Source organism: uncultured Flavonifractor sp. (assembly GCF_944387675.1).
In the GTDB taxonomy this organism is placed as follows: domain Bacteria; phylum Bacillota; class Clostridia; order Oscillospirales; family Oscillospiraceae; genus Flavonifractor.
Genome location: NZ_CALXFV010000050.1, coordinates 1 through 15,446, shown reverse-complemented (window position 1 = coordinate 15,446; position 15,446 = coordinate 1). Strand labels below are relative to the sequence as shown.

The following is a 15,446-nucleotide window of genomic DNA, read 5'->3' as shown; positions in this document are numbered from 1 at the left end:
CCGGCCTTGACCGCACCGCCCTCTTTGATGAGCACCTGGTCCACGGTACCGCTCATCCGGGCCACCACGGAGGTCTCCATCTTCATGGCCTCGATAACGGCCAGCACCTGGTTGACCTCCACCGTATCGCCGGGGCGCACATTGACCTTGGACACCATGCCGGGGATGGAGGCGCCCACCTGGCTCTTGTCGGAGGGGTCGGCCAGGTTGACCTTCCGCACCTGGGAGGCGGCACTCTTGTCGGGTACCGCCACCTCCCGGCGCATGCCGTTGAGCTCAAAGTGGACGTTGCGGGTGCCGTCCTCGTTCAGGTCCCCCAAGCCCAGGTATTTGATAACCAGGGTCTTGCCGTCCTCAATGTTGATCTTGTTGGTCTCGCCCAGGGCCATACCGTTGAAAAACACGTGGCTGCCCATACGCATGATATAGCCATACTCCTGCCGGTGGCGGTAGAAGTCCTCCACCACCTTGGGGTAGAGGCACCAGGAGAGCACGTTGTGGTCGGAGGCGTCGTTATAGAACTTCTGGACCTCCTCCCGGGCCTGTTCGAAGTCCACCGGAGGCAGCAGTTCCCCGGGGCGGCAGGTGATGGGCTGTTCCCCCTTGAGGACCACCTTCTGCAAATCCTCCGGGAAGCCCCAGGCGGGCTGGCCCATCATGCCCTTGAAGTAGCTTACCACCGAATCGGGGAAGGTGAGGGCCTCTCCCCGCTCCACGATGTTCTCCGGGGTCAGCTCGTTCTGCACCATGAAGATGGCCAAATCCCCCACCATCTTGGAAGAGGGGGTCACCTTCACAATGTCCCCCAGCATGTGGTTGACAGTCTGGTACATCTCCTTCACCGCCTCGAACTGGTGGCCCAGACCCAGACTCTCCACCTGGCTTTTCAGGTTGGTGTACTGGCCGCCGGGCATCTCGTAGCGGTAAATGTCGGTGGAGGGGTTCTTGATGCCCGCCTCGAACTTGGCGTAGCGCAGGCGCACGTCCGCCCAGTAGTCGGACAGGGACTGGAGCTTGACGGGGTCCAGCCCAGTGTCCCGCTCCTGTCCCTGGAGGGCAGTGACCACCGCGTTGAGGGAGGGCTGGCTGGTCATGGAGGACATGGAGTCAATGGCGCAGTCCACAATGTCCACCCCCGCCTCAGCGGCCATCAGGTAGGCCGCCACCTGGTTGCCCGAGGTGTCGTGGGTATGCAGGTGGATGGGGATGCCGATCTCGCCCTTCAGGGTGGACACCAGCTTCTTGGCGGCGTAAGGCTTGAGCAGGCCGGACATGTCCTTGATGCACAGCAGGTGGGCGCCCCGCTTTTCCAGCTCTCTGGCCATATCCACATAATACTTGAGGGTGTACTTGTCCCGCTTGGGGTCCAGAATGTCTCCGGTGTAGCAGATGGTGGCCTCGCACAGCTTGCCCTGGTTGAGCACCTCGTCCATGGCAATCTCCATGCCGGGAATCCAGTTCAGGGAGTCGAAAATGCGGAACACGTCGATGCCGGACTTGGCAGCTTCCTTGATAAAGGCCCGGATCAGGTTGTCGGGATAATTGGTATACCCCACAGCGTTGGCTCCCCGGAAGAGCATCTGGAAGGGGATATTGGGAATCTTCTCCCGCAGCAGCCGCAGACGCTCCCAGGGGGATTCGTGGAGGAAGCGGTAGGCCACGTCGAAGGTGGCGCCTCCCCACATCTCCAGGGAGAAGCAGTCGTTGAGAATCTCCGCCGTCCCCTCGGCGCATTTCAGCATGTCCCGGGTGCGCACCCGGGTGGAGAGAAGGGACTGGTGGGCATCCCGCATGGTGGTGTCGGTGATAAGCAGCTTCTTCTGTTCCAGTACCCAGTCCCGCACCGCCTCAGGCCCCTTTTCATCCAGCAGCTGCTTCAGACCGGCACATTTGGGCGGGGTGTTCTGGTAGGGGGGAAAGCGGGGGATATCCAGCTGGGGCCGTTCGGCGGAGGGATTGTCCACCTGAATCTGGGCGATATACTTGAGCACTTTGGTGGCCCGATCCCGGCCGGTGTCGATGTCAAAGAGCTCCGGGGTCTCGTCGATGAACTTGGTGTGGCACCGGCCCGCCTGGAAGGTGGGGTGGGCCAGAATGTTGGTGACAAAGGGAATGTTGGTCTTGACGCCCCGCACATGCTCCTCGCTGATGGCCCGCATGGCCTTGCGGCATACCCCCTCGAAGGTGTTGTCCCAGGAGGTGACCTTCACCAGCAGGGAATCGTAGTAGGGGGAGATCTCCGCGCCGGTGTAGGCGTTGCCGCCGTCCAGCCGGACCCCGAAGCCGCCGCCGGAGCGGTAGGCGGTGATCTTGCCGGTGTCGGGAGCGAAGTTGTTGGCCGGGTCCTCGGTGGTCACCCGGCACTGGAGGGCGTAGCCGTTCATGTGGACAGCCTCCTGGGAGGGGATGCCGATGGCGGGGGCGGAGAGGGGATGTCCCTCGGCAATGAGAATTTGCGCCCGCACCAGATCGATGCCGGTGACCATCTCGGTGACGGTGTGTTCCACCTGAATGCGGGGATTCATCTCAATGAAGTAGTGGCTGCCGTCCTTGTCTACCAAAAACTCCACCGTACCGGCGGAGACGTAGCCTACGTGCCTGGCCACCTTGACGGCGTCCTCATACAGCTTCTGCCGGGTGGCCTCCGGCACGCTGAAGGCGGGGGCGAATTCCACCACCTTCTGGTAGCGCCGCTGGAGGGAGCAGTCCCGCTCAAACAGGTGGACCACGTTGCCGTGCTTGTCCCCCAGAATCTGCACCTCAATGTGCTTGGGCTCCACCAGGTATTTCTCAATGAAAATATCCTCGTTGCCGAAGGCCTTCTTGGCCTCGCTCTTCACCAGGTTGAAGGCGGGAATGATCTCCTCAGGCGCGTCGCACCGGCGCATGCCCCGGCCGCCGCCGCCACCGGCCGCCTTCAGGATAATGGGGAAGCCGTAGGAAACAGCCTTCTCCAGGGCTTCCTCCCCGCTTTTCAGCGGCTGGGTGGAGCCAGGAATCGTGGGAACGCCGCAGGCCTGGGCGATGGCCTTGGCGGTGAGTTTGTCTCCCATCTGCCCCAGGATTTTGGAGGAGGGGCCGATGAAGGTGATCCCCGCCTCCTCACAGGCCCGGGCAAAGTCGGCGTTTTCGCTCAAAAAGCCGTAGCCGGGGTGGATGGCGTCCACATTCCGGCGGCGGGCCAGGTCGATGATGGATGGGATGTCCAGATAGGCCCCCAGAGGGGACTTGTTCTCGCCGATGAGGTAGGCCTCGTCCGCCTTGGTGCGGAAGAGGGAGAAGGTGTCCTCATTGGAGTACATGGCCACCGTGTGCAGCCCCAGGTCGTAGCAGGCCCGGAACACCCGGATGGCGATCTCACCCCGGTTGGCCACCAGGACCTTGTTGAACTTACATTCCGCCATGCTGTCCTTCCTTTCTGCATTTCATTTGTCATAACCTGTCAAAAAAGAAACAAAGACGGCGGATGCGCCCCCGCGCCCGCCGCGCCCAGGACGCCCTTGCCCTGGTGGAGAACCCAATTCTATTGTGAATAAGGACATTATAACTATACCCTAAAGTTTTTGCAAGTCTTTTTGATATAAATTGCAAATCTTGGCGAGAAGTACAGGAAAGCCCCGCCTCCGGACACCCCTTTGTGGCGCTTTCACGGGGCGGGGAGGCGGGGCGATTCAGGCGGAAGTGTCCAGACAGAGCAGCAGGGGAATCAGATCGTAGACGCACAGCTCCGGCCGGCATCGCACCAGCTCCCCCCAGCTCACCAGATTCGGGTTGTGGCGGGCGGACAGCCTGCGGGCGGCCGGCTCCCCGTCGGGGGCGGTGCTGTAACCGTTGAGGGCCATGAATTGGCACCAGCGGCGGTGCTCGGTTTTGGCCAGTTCCTCCAACCAGGGGTGTTGCTTCAAAAGCGCGGCCAGTTCCTCCGGCTGGGGCAGCTGGCCCTGGGGGGCCAGCAGGCCGGTGAGGGTCAGCTTGGCCTGGTGGGTCAGGGTGCCGCCGGTGTACCATCGGGAGAGGGGGCCGCCCAGGGCGGCGGACATCAGGCTGCCGGCCTGGAGGAACCGGGTGGGGGCGTAGAAGGCGCTGGCGATGTTGGAGCTCCGCTTGAGCACGGAGAGCTGCTCCCAGGGGACGCGCTCCCCCTGCCGGCCCGGCAGCTGCCCGCTCCACTGGTTATAGGACTGGTGGTAGGCCCGGCCCGCCCGCTCCGCCGCCGCGTCCCGGATCGCGTCCAGACGCATCACATCCTCATCACTGGGGAAGGGGTGTACCCCCTGATATTGGGTCTGATCCGCTTCCAGATAACCTGCCAGGCTGTCCGGCATCATGAGCCGGGTGAGGATGGGGACCGGAGGGGCGTCCTCTTCCCGGAGGAACAACCGGCTGAGGGTGACCAGACTGGCGGTGGTGAGGGCCGGATTTCGGAAGCATACCGCCGCATAGGTAAAGGGCCGCTCCCGGTGGAGGTCCGCGGCCAGCGCCTGGAAGCGGTGGGAGGAGGCGTCCATGGCGTGGGCGCGGAGCACCAGCCGCCCGTCCATACCCTGGGGCTGGCGGGGAAGTACCACCTCGCCCGGAGTGACCAGGGCGGTGTCCTGGGAGAAGCGGCGGGCAAAGACCTCCAGCTTGTCCGTGGCCTGCCGGTCCACCACGTCCACCACCACATCACCGCCGGAGGACAGTACGCCCTGCTGAATGACCTGGGTCAGCACGGCGCACCCCAGCCGGCCCAGCCCCAGCAGTAGCAGGTGGCACCCGCCCTCCGGGGGCAATCCGGTGTCCGGCCGGACTGCGGCGCTCCAGAGGGGATAGGCGGCCAGGGCCTGCCGGGCTTTCAGCTCCTCCCGGTCGAACAGGGACAGGGTCAGCCGACAGGCGCTTCCCCGGCTGGCCAAATAGTCTCCCGTCAGCTGCGCCATCCAGGGGTCTGCACAGTACATATGGCAGGGGATAGGGGACGCGTCCCCCCGACGGGTGGACAAAAGGACCTCCAGCTGGAGGTAGGTGTTCAGATTGCCGGGAGCATCCTCCTCCAGCAGCAGGATCCGCCGGGCGTTGCGCAGCCAGGCCTCCCTCAGCTCACCGCCGGCCTGGACCACAACCCGGGCGCCCAGCCGGGCGCAGGCCAGCTCCATCTCCTGCCCCGGCTTTTCCCGGGTGATGACCAGGGGGGCGGGACTCTTTCGCTCCAGGGTGCGCAGCAGGGCCAGGGTGTACTCCCCGCAGCCGAAGATGACCAGCCGTCCCCCCCTGCTGCCGGCCAGCAGCCCCCGCAGGGCCAGCAGCCGCCGCAGGGATTGGAACAGGGCGGTGGCGGTACACAGAGGAGCCAGCAGGGTGATGACCACGTAGGCGCTGCTCAGCAGGTAGCGTCCCGGGTCCGTGGTCTGGCTCAGTGTGGCGGCCACCTCTTTCGGGGAGAGGTCGCTGGAGAACAGAAAACACTTGACCGCATTGCTGAGACTCAGCAGCGCCACCGACCAGGTGGGCAGGCTCTGCTGGCTGTAATAGAGGCAGCTCTGGGCGAAGCCGATCAGCCCGAACAGAATGGCGCAGGGGATCAGCAGCCGCCGCAGCTTACTCCGCCGCATGGCCGGTCCGGTAGATCCGCAGTCCCTCAAACAGGTTGAGTAGGCGGATCATATAGCGCATGGGCTGAGCGTCCTTGGCGATGTCCTCCGGAGAGAGGCGGGAGAAGTCCACCATATCCTTGTGCCGCCGGGTGAGAGCCCGCTCCCGGCGGTCCTGGTAGCCGGTGCCGTACTGCCAGCCCATCTCCTCCTTCTCCGTCTGCCAGCGCTGATGCTCCAGCCGGGCCAGCGTCTCCAGTTCACCGGCGGCAAAGTCGGTGAGCACCGGGTAGTCCACCGCCCGGTCAGTGTAGAAGCAGCCCAGCTCCTCCAGATGCCGGGCAAAGCCCTTGGCCTGGGCGATGTTGGACAGCTTGAACTCCAGGGAGAGCTGGTCGAAGGACCGGGCCATGGCGGTCTGTAGGGTGGACAGGCCCCCAGCCGCCATCTCGTCGGCGCCCAACCCGGCGTCGTACCGGGCATTGAGAGCCAGGGCGAAGTCGTAGAGGTTGAGGAACTTGGTGTCGGACAGATAGGTGCCGGTCTTTTTCTCCTTTACCTGGGCGGCTGCCTCCAGGGAGAATTTGCCCAGACAGGACAGGTCCAAAAATTTGGCCATGGCGGCCAGGAAGGGGCAGCCCGCCGGGCTGCCGTCCCCCTCCATGGAGCGCCAGGCGGAAGAGAGGCGGGGGTCCTCTCCGGCGCAGTCAAAAAAGTAGTGCAGGCGCACCGCTCCCTCCTCCGCCTCCAGGTCAAAGCCGAAGGGGGCCACCTGGGTGCGGGAGTTCTGACCGTAGGCCACCCGGTCCCAGCACTGCAGCTCGTCGCACACCATCAGCAGGTAGGCCAGGGGCTGGCCGTGATCCAGGGACAGAGGGGCGCTCTTTCCCTTCAGACCGAAGCGGAACAGGCTGTTGTGGAGCAGAATGGCACACAGGGCGTCCAGGGTATCGTCGGGCAGGGGCTGGTTGGGCTCCAGGGCGGCGATGAGCCGCCGGGCCATGATCAGGGCGCTGAAATAGGCGTGGTCCATATAGGGCATGGAGTCGGCGGGCCGGGCGGTGAGCTGGGCCAGGGCCGACTCATAGGAGAAGCCGTAGGCCTCCCCCAACCGCCGGACCAGGGCGTTGGCCAGCAGGCCGTTAAGCCCCTCGTGTTCTCCGCCGAATCCCCGGAGCAGGTGGCCCACACACAGCTTCTTCTCCGGAGGAATGGCGGTAAAGTCCTCCATCCGCTTGTAGGAGACAAAGGGGGCGTAGTACTGCACGGCGTTGATGCGCTCGGGGTAAATGCCCCACAGCTGGCAGACGTAGGTTTTGATCTGCTGGTGGGCCAGCTCGAAGGGGTAGCCGATGTCGTGGAACAGGGCGGTGAGACCCCACAGACGCACAAATCGCTCTGCCCGGCCGGCGTCATCCTCCGCGGGATATTTCTCCCCAAAGGCCTGGCGCAGGGCGGTGCTGCTCCGGTAGAGGGCCAGACCCAGCAGGAAGACGTACACCGAATGGGCATAGTGGTCCCTGTGCTTCATCAGCAGGGAGCTGGAGTTGCCCTCGTGCTCGGACAGGGTCTCCAACAGCACCCGGGTGGCCTGATAGCCGGTGCCGAAGGGTCGGAACATCTCGCAGTAGCACACGTACACGTCAAAGGCGTTCTCCCGGCTGGCGCTCTGACAGAAGCGGTGGATGGCCCGCTCCAGGCACAGCCGGTCCACATCCCGCTCGAAGTTATAGGGTACGCCGTCGTGGCCGTCCCGGTCGGCCAGCGCCTCCCGGTCCTTGCGGAACAGCAGGTCCCGGCAGTTCTGGCGCAGGAAGGCAACGCAGTCGGCATCCAGGCTGCTGCTGTGGGGCAGGGGCGGGGGAACGGCGGCGCCGAAGGCGGCCAGTGCGCGGTAATCACTCATTGCAATCCCTCATTTTCTTCTCCGCCGCGGGGCGGTTCTTTCTGAAACGGTAGTACTCACATTATAGCCGCAAAGTGGGAAAAAGGGAATAGGGGACCGGGTGGAATCGGGGAAAAGGGCGGGCGGGGGGCGCTTGCCGGGAAATGGGAAATATGCTACACTGGTGCGGAAGGGGGTGAGGGGATGGAACTGACCGACAGCCTGCGGGGGCTGCCCGGGGTGGGGCAGGCTCGGGCGCAAAGCCTGGAAAAGCTGGGGCTGCGCACGGTGGGGGAATTGTTGGCCTACTACCCCAGAAGCTATGAGGACCGTCGGCGGAGCGCCACCGTCGCCTCCGCCCCGGCTGAGGTGCCGGTATGCCTCACCCTGATGGCGGCGGAGCCCCCCCGCCTCTCCCGCATCCGGAAGGGGCTGGAGCTGGTGAAGGTGCGCCTGGTGGACGATACGGGAAGTCTGACCGCCACCTTCTTCAATCAGAGCTATTTGAAGGACGTCTTCCGCACGGGGGAGTCCTATGTCTGCTTCGGCCGGGTAGAGGGGCCGCCTGGCCGGCGGCAGATGACCAACCCGGTTTGTGAGCGGGCCGACCGGGTGCGGTTTGCCGGGCGTATTCTGCCGGTCTATCCGCTGACCCGCGGGATCTCCAACAATCTGCTGGCCGGGTTGACCCTGCGGTGCGTGGAGGGATGCGCCGCTCAGGTGGAGGAGCCGCTGCCCTCCGGCCTGCGGCAGGCCCAGGGCCTGGCCACGGCGGAATATGCCTGCCGGAATATCCACTTTCCTGCCGACGAGCAGGCGCTGGAGGTGGCCCGCCGCCGGCTGATTTTTGAGGAGCTGTTTTTCCTCACCTGCGGCATGGCCCTGCTCCGCCGCCGCCGGGACCGGGCGGCGGGGACGGCCTTTTCCATTCCGGAGCCGGAGGACTTTTTCTCCCTGCTGCCCTTTGCCCTCACCTCCGCCCAGCGGCGGGTGATGGGGGAGATGGCCGCCGATCTGTCCTCCGGTGTCCCCATGAACCGGCTGGTCCAGGGGGACGTGGGCTCCGGCAAGACCATGCTGGCGGCTTACGGCGCCTGGGTGACGGCGAAAAACGGCCACCAGTGCGCCCTGATGGCCCCCACAGAGCTGCTGGCGGAGCAGCACTTCCGCTCCCTGGGGCCTTTGCTGGAGAGGGCGGGGCTGCGGGTGGCCCTGCTCACCGGCGGGATCAAGGGAAAGGCCCGGAAGGAGCTGTACGCCGCCCTGGAGGCGGGGGAGGTGGACCTGGTCATCGGCACCCACGCCCTTTTGAGCGAGGGGGTCCGCTTTGCCCGCCTGGGTCTGGTGGTCACCGACGAGCAGCACCGCTTCGGCGTGGCCCAGCGCGCCGCCCTGGCGGCCAAGGCCAGTACCGCGCCCCACGTGCTGGTGATGTCGGCCACCCCCATTCCCCGCACCCTGTCCCTGGTGATCTACGGGGATCTGGACGTGTCGGTAGTGGACGAGCTGCCCCCCGGCCGTACGCCGGTGGAGACCTATGTGGTGGGGGAGGACAAGCGCCAGCGGATGTACGGCTTTGTCCGCAGGCTGGTGGGGGAGGGCAGGCAGGCCTACCTGGTGTGTCCCGCTGTGGAGGAGGGAGAGGAGGAGAGCGGCGGCCTGGAGCTGAAAGCCGCCGTCACCTATGCCCATACCCTCCAGACGGAGGTCTTTCCCGACCTGCGGGTGGGCCTGGTCCACGGCAGGCTGAAAAGCCGGGAGAAGGAGGCGGTGATGGGCGCCTTCGCCCGGGGAGAGCTGGACCTTCTGGTGTCTACCACCGTTATTGAGGTGGGGGTGGATGTCCCCAATGCGGCCCTGATGGTGGTGGAGAACGCCGACCGCTTCGGCCTGTCCCAGCTCCACCAGCTGCGGGGCCGGGTGGGACGGGGGAAGCACCGTTCCTATTGCGTGCTGGTCACCTCCACACGCAATGGGGATAGCCGGGAGCGGCTGCGGGTCTTGTCAAAGACCAACGACGGGTTTAAAATAGCGGAAGAGGACCTGCGCCTGCGGGGTCCGGGTGACTTCTTCGGTCATCGGCAGCACGGCCTGCCCCAGCTGTCCATTGCCGATCTGACGGCGGATATGCGGGTGCTCAAGCAGGCCCAGGGGGCGGCGGAGGCCCTGCTGGAGGCCGATCCCGGGCTGTGCCGGCCGGAACACGCCGGACTGCTGGCGCGGGTGCGCAGGCTCTTTGCCGACCACGGAGATATGTTTAACTGACAAAGGAATGAGGCGAGCGGATGAACAGATTGGAACAGACACAGGCCCTGCGGGCCAGGACGGATGTCCACTACAACTGCTGCCAGTCGGTGCTGATTCCCTTCTGCCAGGCATACGGCCTGAGCGAGGAGGAGGCCTACCGGCTGGGCGCCCACTTCGGCTCCGGCATGCGCCACGGGGCCACCTGCGGGGCGGTAACCGGGGCGCTGATGGCACTGGGGCTGGCTGGCCGGGATGAAGCGGCCGCACAGGAGCTGCTCCGCTGCTTTCGGGAGAAACACGGCGAACTGACCTGTGACGGGCTGCTGGAGTGGCTGCACGGGGAGGAGGAGGGGCGCAAGCCCTTCTGCGACCGGCTGGTGCTGGATGCGGTTTCGCTGGTGGAAGCACTGCTGGCAGAGTAGGGACCGGGAAGAAGAAACGGACCCGTTGCGGCATGGCCTGCAACGGGTCCGTTGGTCTGTATGGGATTCCGCTATCTGCGGCGGCGGGAGCCGGTGTAGCGGCTGTGCCGTCCGCCGCCGTAAGAGGAGCCGTAGCGGTTCCTGCGGCCCCGGAAGAGCAGCCGCCGCAGCAGCAGAAAGGCGATGAGCACCAGAAGGACTACCAGCAGGATCTTGACCCACAGCTGGTCAAAGAACTTCTCCAGCCGGTCCAGCCGGTAGAGCCACTCGTCCCGCTCCACGGCGATGCTGGCCACCAGGGGCAGGGTGCCGTAGATCTTGTTGTTAAAGGATACGGAGATGGTACCCAACTGCTGGCCCTTTTCCACGGGGGCCTCCACGCTCTCGGCATTGCGGGTGTAGGTGTACTCGAACTGTTCCGCCGACACGTCCTTGGGCAGCAGGGCGGTGACCTCCCCCTGGGGCTCCAGGGTGACATAGTTGGTGTCCTTGCCCAGGGTGACCGCCACCTCCGGAATGTCCCGTTTGGTGCCGTCCAGCATGGTCTGACGGGCGAAATTGCTGAAGCCCCACTCAAACAGGCGGGTGGTTTCGCTGAAGTAGAGGAAGCCCTGGCTGCCGGTGGTACCCGGCTCCCGCTCGCAGCCCATCACCACCGAGATGAGATTTCGGTCCTCCTTGGTGGCGGAGGCGGCCAGACAATAGCCCGCCTCGTTGGTGGAGCCGGTCTTGATTCCGGTGGCGTACTGGTATAGATAGCCCCAGACGCGGAAGTTGGAAATGAGAGCGTTGGTGGAGCGGACGATGCGCTCCTCCGGATGCATGTTGGTGGCGGGCATGGTGTAGTTCAGGGAGGCCACGATGGTGCGGAAGGTCTCGTGCTGCATGGCCTGCTTGCTCATCAGATACACGTCGTAGGCGGTGGTGTAGTGGTTGTCGTCATGGTAGCCGTGGGTATTGGCGAAGTGGGTGCCGGTCATGCCAAGCTCCACCGCCCGCTGGTTCATCAGCTCCACAAAGGAAGTGATGTCCCCGCTCACCGCCTCCGCCATTACGTTGCAGGCCTCATTGGCCGAGGGGATGAGGGCGGCGTACAGCAAATCAATGATGCGGATTTCCTCCCCCACCTTGATGTCGGCGGTGGAGGCGTTGTCCCCGATGCCGGTGTGGAGGGACTGGCTGGCGGTGACGGTCTGCTCCAGGGTGAGTTCTCCCCGGTCCACCGCCTCCAGGGTGAGCAGGCAGGTCATCACCTTGGTGATGGAGGCGGGATACATCTTCTCGTGGGCGTTGTACTCATAGAGAATTTCGTCTGTGTCCGGGTCCACCAGAATGGCGGCCTTGGCCTGCACCGACATGCCGTCCAGAATGGCGCTGCCGCTGCCGGTGGCACAGGCGAAGGGGGCGGCCAGGGTGAGGGAGAGGGTCAGAGCCAAAAAGAGAGCGAGCAGTCTGAATTTTTTCATAGGAAACTCCATTTATGTATGATATAATGTTCCTGTATCTGTGATTATACCAGACCCCGCACCGGGACGCAACGGGGGAGAGGGTTACAAAATGATAAAGATTTCAAAACTGGAATTTGCCTCTATTCTCCTGGCCGCGGCCTTTCTGGCTTTCACCGGCGGCTGGTTTCTCCGGGGGATCAACCAGGCCGGGCCGGTGCGGGTGGAGGTGCAGCGCACCCTGACGCAGGAGAGTCCGCTGGTGCTTACGCCGCCCCCCGCCGGGCAGAGCGCCGGGACGGGGCTGGTGGACCTGAACACCGCCACTGCAGAGGAACTGATGAGCCTGCCGGGCATTGGAGAGAAACGGGCTGCGGCCATTGTCGCCTACCGGGAGGCCAACGGTCCCTTCCGAATTCCGGAGGATCTGACCAGGGTGGACGGCATAGGTGAAGGTATTTTGGAGGGCCTGATTGATCAGGTAACGGTTTCACAAAAGGAGGACGCGCCTTGAAAATACTGGTGGTAGATGACGAGCGGGTGCTGGTGAAAGGCATCAAGTTCAACCTGGAGAGCGAGGGCTACCAGGTGGAGGCGGGCTATGACGGGGAGCAGGCGGTGGAGCTGGCCCGGGGGGGCGGCTTTGACCTGATTATTCTGGACCTGATGATGCCCAAAATTGACGGACTCCAGGCCTGCATGCGGATTCGGGAGTTCTCCAACGTCCCCATTATCATGCTCACCGCCCGCAGCGAGGACGCCGACAAGATCATCGGCTTTGAGTGCGGAGCGGACGACTATATCACCAAGCCCTTCAACATCCTGGAGCTGAAGGCCCGGGTGCGGGCGCTGCTCCGCCGGGCGGGGATGGCGGCCCAGCAGAGCGGCGCGGGGAGCAAGCTGACCATGGGCCATATTGTACTGGACCCGGACGCCCGGGCGGCCTGGAAGGACGGCAAGAGCGTGGATCTCACCGCCAAGGAGTTTGACCTGATGGAGCTGCTCATGCGCAACCCGGGGCGGGTGTACAGCCGGGAGAACCTGCTCAACGTGGTGTGGGGCTATGAGTACGCCGGGGACTACCGGACGGTGGATGTCCACGTCCGCCGCCTGCGGGAGAAATTGGAGCTGGACCCCGCAGCCCCCCAGTACATTCTCACCAAGTGGGGCGTGGGCTACTATTTGAAGCATGGATAGGCGGCGAGTACCCTTTTGGCGCTCCCTCCAGACCAAGTACGCCCTGACCTATCTAGTAATTGTGGCGGCGGTGGTGATTCTGCTGAACACCTATCCGGCGGTAGTGTCCCAGAACCTGGCCTACCGCTCCAAGCAGACCTCCATGCAGAATCAGGCCTCGGTACTGGCTTCCGCCCTGGCCACCGGGCCGGAGCCGCTGACGGCGGATGGAGCCACCCGGACGGTGAATCTGCTGCTGGGCAGCCTGGGGGTGACCCGGGTGGTGGTCATCGACCCCTCCGGCCGTGTGCTGTGCGACATTCAGGAGGGAAGCCTGCGGACAGACACCGCCGGTCAGTACGCCCTGTTCTGGGAGGCGGTGACCGCCCTGAAGGGGAACAACGTCTTCCGGGGGGACTATGCCGACGGGGTGTTTTACAGCTGGGCGGCGGTGCCGGTCACCTACCGCTCCATGACCCAGGGGGCGGTCTACCTCTACGAGTACGACGCCGAGCAGGGCGCCATGCTCCAGGGCATCCAGAGCAATCTGCGCACCATTTCCGTGGTCATTGCCCTGGGTACGCTGGTGATGGGCGTGGTGTTTTCCAAGGCGCTGACCCGGCGGATCGCCCAGCTGCTGGGGGCTATCCACACCGTCCGTCAGGGCGAGTACAGCCACCGGGTGGACATGCGTGGAGGCGATGAGCTCAGCCGCCTGGCCGACGAGTTCAACGAGCTCACCGGCCGGCTCCAGACCACCGAGGAGGTGCGCCGGCGCTTTGTGTCCGACGCCTCCCACGAGCTGAAAACCCCTCTGGCCTCCATCCGCCTGCTTACCGACTCCATCCTCCAGGCCGACCACATGGACGGGGACACCGCCCGGGAGTTTCTCACTGACATCGGGGAGGAGGCCGAGCGGCTCACCCGTATTACCGAGAAGCTGCTCACCCTCACCAGGCTGGATACCGCCCATGAAATTCAGACCGGCCCGGTGGATGTGGGGGAGGTAGTGCGCCGGGTGGAGCACATGCTCACTCCCCTGGCCCGGGCGGCGGAAGTGAAGCTGGAGCTCCATCTCCAGGAGAACTGTGTCATCCGGGCCACTGAGGACGATCTGTACCAGGTGGCCTTCAATCTGATGGAGAACGCGGTGAAGTACAACCTGCCCGGCGGCACGGTGACCGTCACCCTGACGCTGGAGGGGGATGTGGTGTGCCTGCGGGTGGAGGACACCGGCGTGGGCATCCCGGAGGCCGACCTGCCCAAAATTTTCGACCGGTTTTACCGGGTGGACAAGGCCCGCTCCCGGGCCGCCGGGGGTACCGGCCTTGGCCTGTCCATCGTCCGGGACACGGTGCGCCAGCATGGCGGTACTGTTACCGCCCGGCGGCGGGAGACGGAAGGCACCTGCTTTGAGGTGCGCTTTGCCCGCTGGCGGGAGAAGGGGGGCGGCGGAACATGAAGAAGATCTCGATCCTGATTTTGACGGGAATGCTGTTGAGTCTGATGGGCTGTACGCCGGAGACTGGGGAACCCTCGGAGCCGGGGGATTACCGGATCTACTACTCCGCCCTGGAGGACCGGTATGCCGCCATGGCGGTGGGGTATGAGGCATGGACGCTGCCGGAAGGAACCCGTCCGCTGCCCGGGCTGCTGAAAGCCCTGCTCCGGGGACCCTCCGGACAGGAACTGACCTCCCCCTTTCCCGACGGGGTGCGCCTGCTGAACTGGGAGCTGCTGGAGGAAGGCTGCCTCCACCTGGACTTGTCGGAGCAATACGGCAGCCTGACAGGGGTGGAGCTCACCGTGGCGGATGCCTGCCTCACCCTCACCCTCTGCCAGGTGCCGGGGGTGGAATCCGTGTATGTGACGGTGGAGGGAGAGGAGATCCCCTACCGGCCTATCCAGCAGCTTACTCTGGCGGATGTGCTTCTCTCCACCGGCCAGGAGTCCCCGCCGCCGGCGGAAGAGCATCCGGCGGAAACAGACGCGTTTGCCTTCGGTTGACGAAACTCCCTGACGCGTGTATGATAGTCCAGTATTCACCAACAGAAAGGAAGATATGACCCATGAGCCAGCACCGCATCAGCACCCAGTGCATCCACGCGGGCTACACCCCCGGAAACGGGGAGCCCCGGAACATCCCCATCGTTCAGTCCACCACCTTCCGCTATGCCACCGGGGAGGCCATGGGGGCCCTCTTCGATTTGGAGGCCAGCGGCTATTTCTATACCCGCCTGCAAAACCCAACCAACGACCATGTGGCGGCAAAAATCTGCGCCCTGGAGGGGGGGACCGCCGCCATGCTTACCTCCTCCGGCCAGGCGGCCTCCTTCTATTCCATCTTCAACATTGTCTCCTGTGGGGAGCATGTGGTGTGCTCCTCCTCCATCTACGGCGGCACCTTCAACCTGTTTGCCGTCACCATGCAGCGCATGGGCATCCACTTTACCTTCGTGGACCCGGACTGCACCGAGGCCGAGCTGGAGGCCGCCTTTCGGCCCGAGACCCGGGCGGTGTTCGGAGAGACCATCGCCAACCCGGCCCTGACGGTGCTGGACATTGAGAAGTTTGCCAGGGCTGCCCACGCCCACGGGGTCCCCCTCATTGTGGACAACACCTTTGCCACCCCGGTGAACTGCCGGCCCTTCGAGTGGGGGGCGGACATCGTCACCCACTCCACCACCAAGTACATGGACGG

11 protein-coding genes are annotated in these 15,446 nt (G+C 64.6%); 7 read left to right on the top strand and 4 right to left on the bottom strand.

The window, feature by feature from the left end; translation table 11 throughout:
• From Q0J74_RS06365 to Q0J74_RS06355, 3 genes are all read right to left on the bottom strand, one after another.
• Positions 1 to 3,404 (bottom strand): pyruvate carboxylase (locus tag Q0J74_RS06365; RefSeq protein WP_297212323.1); only part of this gene is annotated, 3,404 nt, incomplete at its 3' end.
• A 267-nt stretch (positions 3,405 to 3,671) separates the two neighbouring features.
• Entirely contained in the window at positions 3,672 to 5,591 is a 1,920-nt protein-coding gene (locus tag Q0J74_RS06360) for a hypothetical protein (protein WP_297212320.1), read from the bottom strand.
• Positions 5,578 to 7,476 carry a hypothetical protein gene (locus tag Q0J74_RS06355; RefSeq protein WP_297212317.1) on the bottom strand — a complete coding sequence of 633 codons (1,899 nt, stop codon included), beginning with the start codon at positions 7,474 to 7,476 and terminating at the stop codon, positions 5,578 to 5,580. Before Q0J74_RS06355 ends, Q0J74_RS06360 begins: the two co-directional genes overlap by 14 nt.
• 183 nt (positions 7,477 to 7,659) lie before the next feature.
• Here Q0J74_RS06355 and recG point away from each other — a divergent pair, with 183 nt between their 5' ends.
• Both recG and Q0J74_RS06345 read left to right on the top strand, forming a co-directional pair.
• Positions 7,660 to 9,720 carry an ATP-dependent DNA helicase RecG gene (gene recG, locus Q0J74_RS06350; protein WP_297212314.1) on the top strand — a complete coding sequence of 687 codons (2,061 nt, stop codon included), beginning with the start codon at positions 7,660 to 7,662 and terminating at the stop codon, positions 9,718 to 9,720.
• A gap of 20 nt (positions 9,721 to 9,740) precedes the next feature.
• A complete protein-coding gene (locus tag Q0J74_RS06345; protein ID WP_297212312.1) occupies positions 9,741 to 10,124 on the top strand; it encodes a C-GCAxxG-C-C family protein in 384 nt (127 codons plus the stop codon).
• Positions 10,125 to 10,195: 71 nt separating this feature from the next.
• On the opposite strand, the gene Q0J74_RS06340 is transcribed toward Q0J74_RS06345, so the two are convergent.
• Positions 10,196 to 11,590, bottom strand: a complete 1,395-nt coding sequence (locus tag Q0J74_RS06340; RefSeq protein ID WP_297212307.1) for a D-alanyl-D-alanine carboxypeptidase family protein — start codon at positions 11,588 to 11,590, stop codon at positions 10,196 to 10,198.
• Between the two features lie 91 nt (positions 11,591 to 11,681).
• Here Q0J74_RS06340 and Q0J74_RS06335 point away from each other — a divergent pair, with 91 nt between their 5' ends.
• From Q0J74_RS06335 to Q0J74_RS06315, 5 genes are all read left to right on the top strand, one after another.
• Positions 11,682 to 12,083, top strand: coding sequence for a ComEA family DNA-binding protein (locus tag Q0J74_RS06335; RefSeq protein WP_297212305.1), 402 nt, complete (start codon positions 11,682 to 11,684; stop codon positions 12,081 to 12,083).
• Positions 12,080 to 12,766 (top strand): response regulator transcription factor, encoded by a 687-nt coding sequence (locus tag Q0J74_RS06330; protein ID WP_297212303.1) that lies wholly within the window; start codon positions 12,080 to 12,082, stop codon positions 12,764 to 12,766. Before Q0J74_RS06335 ends, Q0J74_RS06330 begins: the two co-directional genes overlap by 4 nt.
• On the top strand, positions 12,759 to 14,207 hold the full coding sequence (locus Q0J74_RS06325) for a sensor histidine kinase (RefSeq protein WP_297212300.1): 1,449 nt from the start codon (positions 12,759 to 12,761) through the stop codon (positions 14,205 to 14,207). The genes Q0J74_RS06330 and Q0J74_RS06325 overlap by 8 nt, the downstream gene beginning before the upstream one ends.
• Positions 14,204 to 14,752: a GerMN domain-containing protein gene (locus Q0J74_RS06320; protein WP_297212297.1), complete on the top strand. Its 549-nt coding sequence runs from the start codon at positions 14,204 to 14,206 to the stop codon at positions 14,750 to 14,752. Before Q0J74_RS06325 ends, Q0J74_RS06320 begins: the two co-directional genes overlap by 4 nt.
• Positions 14,753 to 14,814: 62 nt before the next feature.
• On the top strand, positions 14,815 to 15,446 hold a 632-nt coding region (locus tag Q0J74_RS06315; protein ID WP_297212295.1), incomplete at its 3' end, for a PLP-dependent transferase.

What these genes read in the sequence shown, in the direction of transcription:
- Q0J74_RS06360 (WP_297212320.1), bottom strand. Translation starts at nt 5,591, where the DNA reads ATGCGGCGGAGTAAGCTGCGGCGGCTGCTGATCCCCTGCGCCATTCTG.
- Q0J74_RS06355 (WP_297212317.1), bottom strand. Translation starts at nt 7,476, where the DNA reads ATGAGTGATTACCGCGCACTGGCCGCCTTCGGCGCCGCCGTTCCCCCG.
- recG (WP_297212314.1), top strand. Translation starts at nt 7,660, where the DNA reads ATGGAACTGACCGACAGCCTGCGGGGGCTGCCCGGGGTGGGGCAGGCT.
- Q0J74_RS06345 (WP_297212312.1), top strand. Translation starts at nt 9,741, where the DNA reads ATGAACAGATTGGAACAGACACAGGCCCTGCGGGCCAGGACGGATGTC.
- Q0J74_RS06340 (WP_297212307.1), bottom strand. Translation starts at nt 11,590, where the DNA reads ATGAAAAAATTCAGACTGCTCGCTCTCTTTTTGGCTCTGACCCTCTCC.
- Q0J74_RS06335 (WP_297212305.1), top strand. Translation starts at nt 11,682, where the DNA reads ATGATAAAGATTTCAAAACTGGAATTTGCCTCTATTCTCCTGGCCGCG.
- Q0J74_RS06325 (WP_297212300.1), top strand. Translation starts at nt 12,759, where the DNA reads ATGGATAGGCGGCGAGTACCCTTTTGGCGCTCCCTCCAGACCAAGTAC.
- Q0J74_RS06320 (WP_297212297.1), top strand. Translation starts at nt 14,204, where the DNA reads ATGAAGAAGATCTCGATCCTGATTTTGACGGGAATGCTGTTGAGTCTG.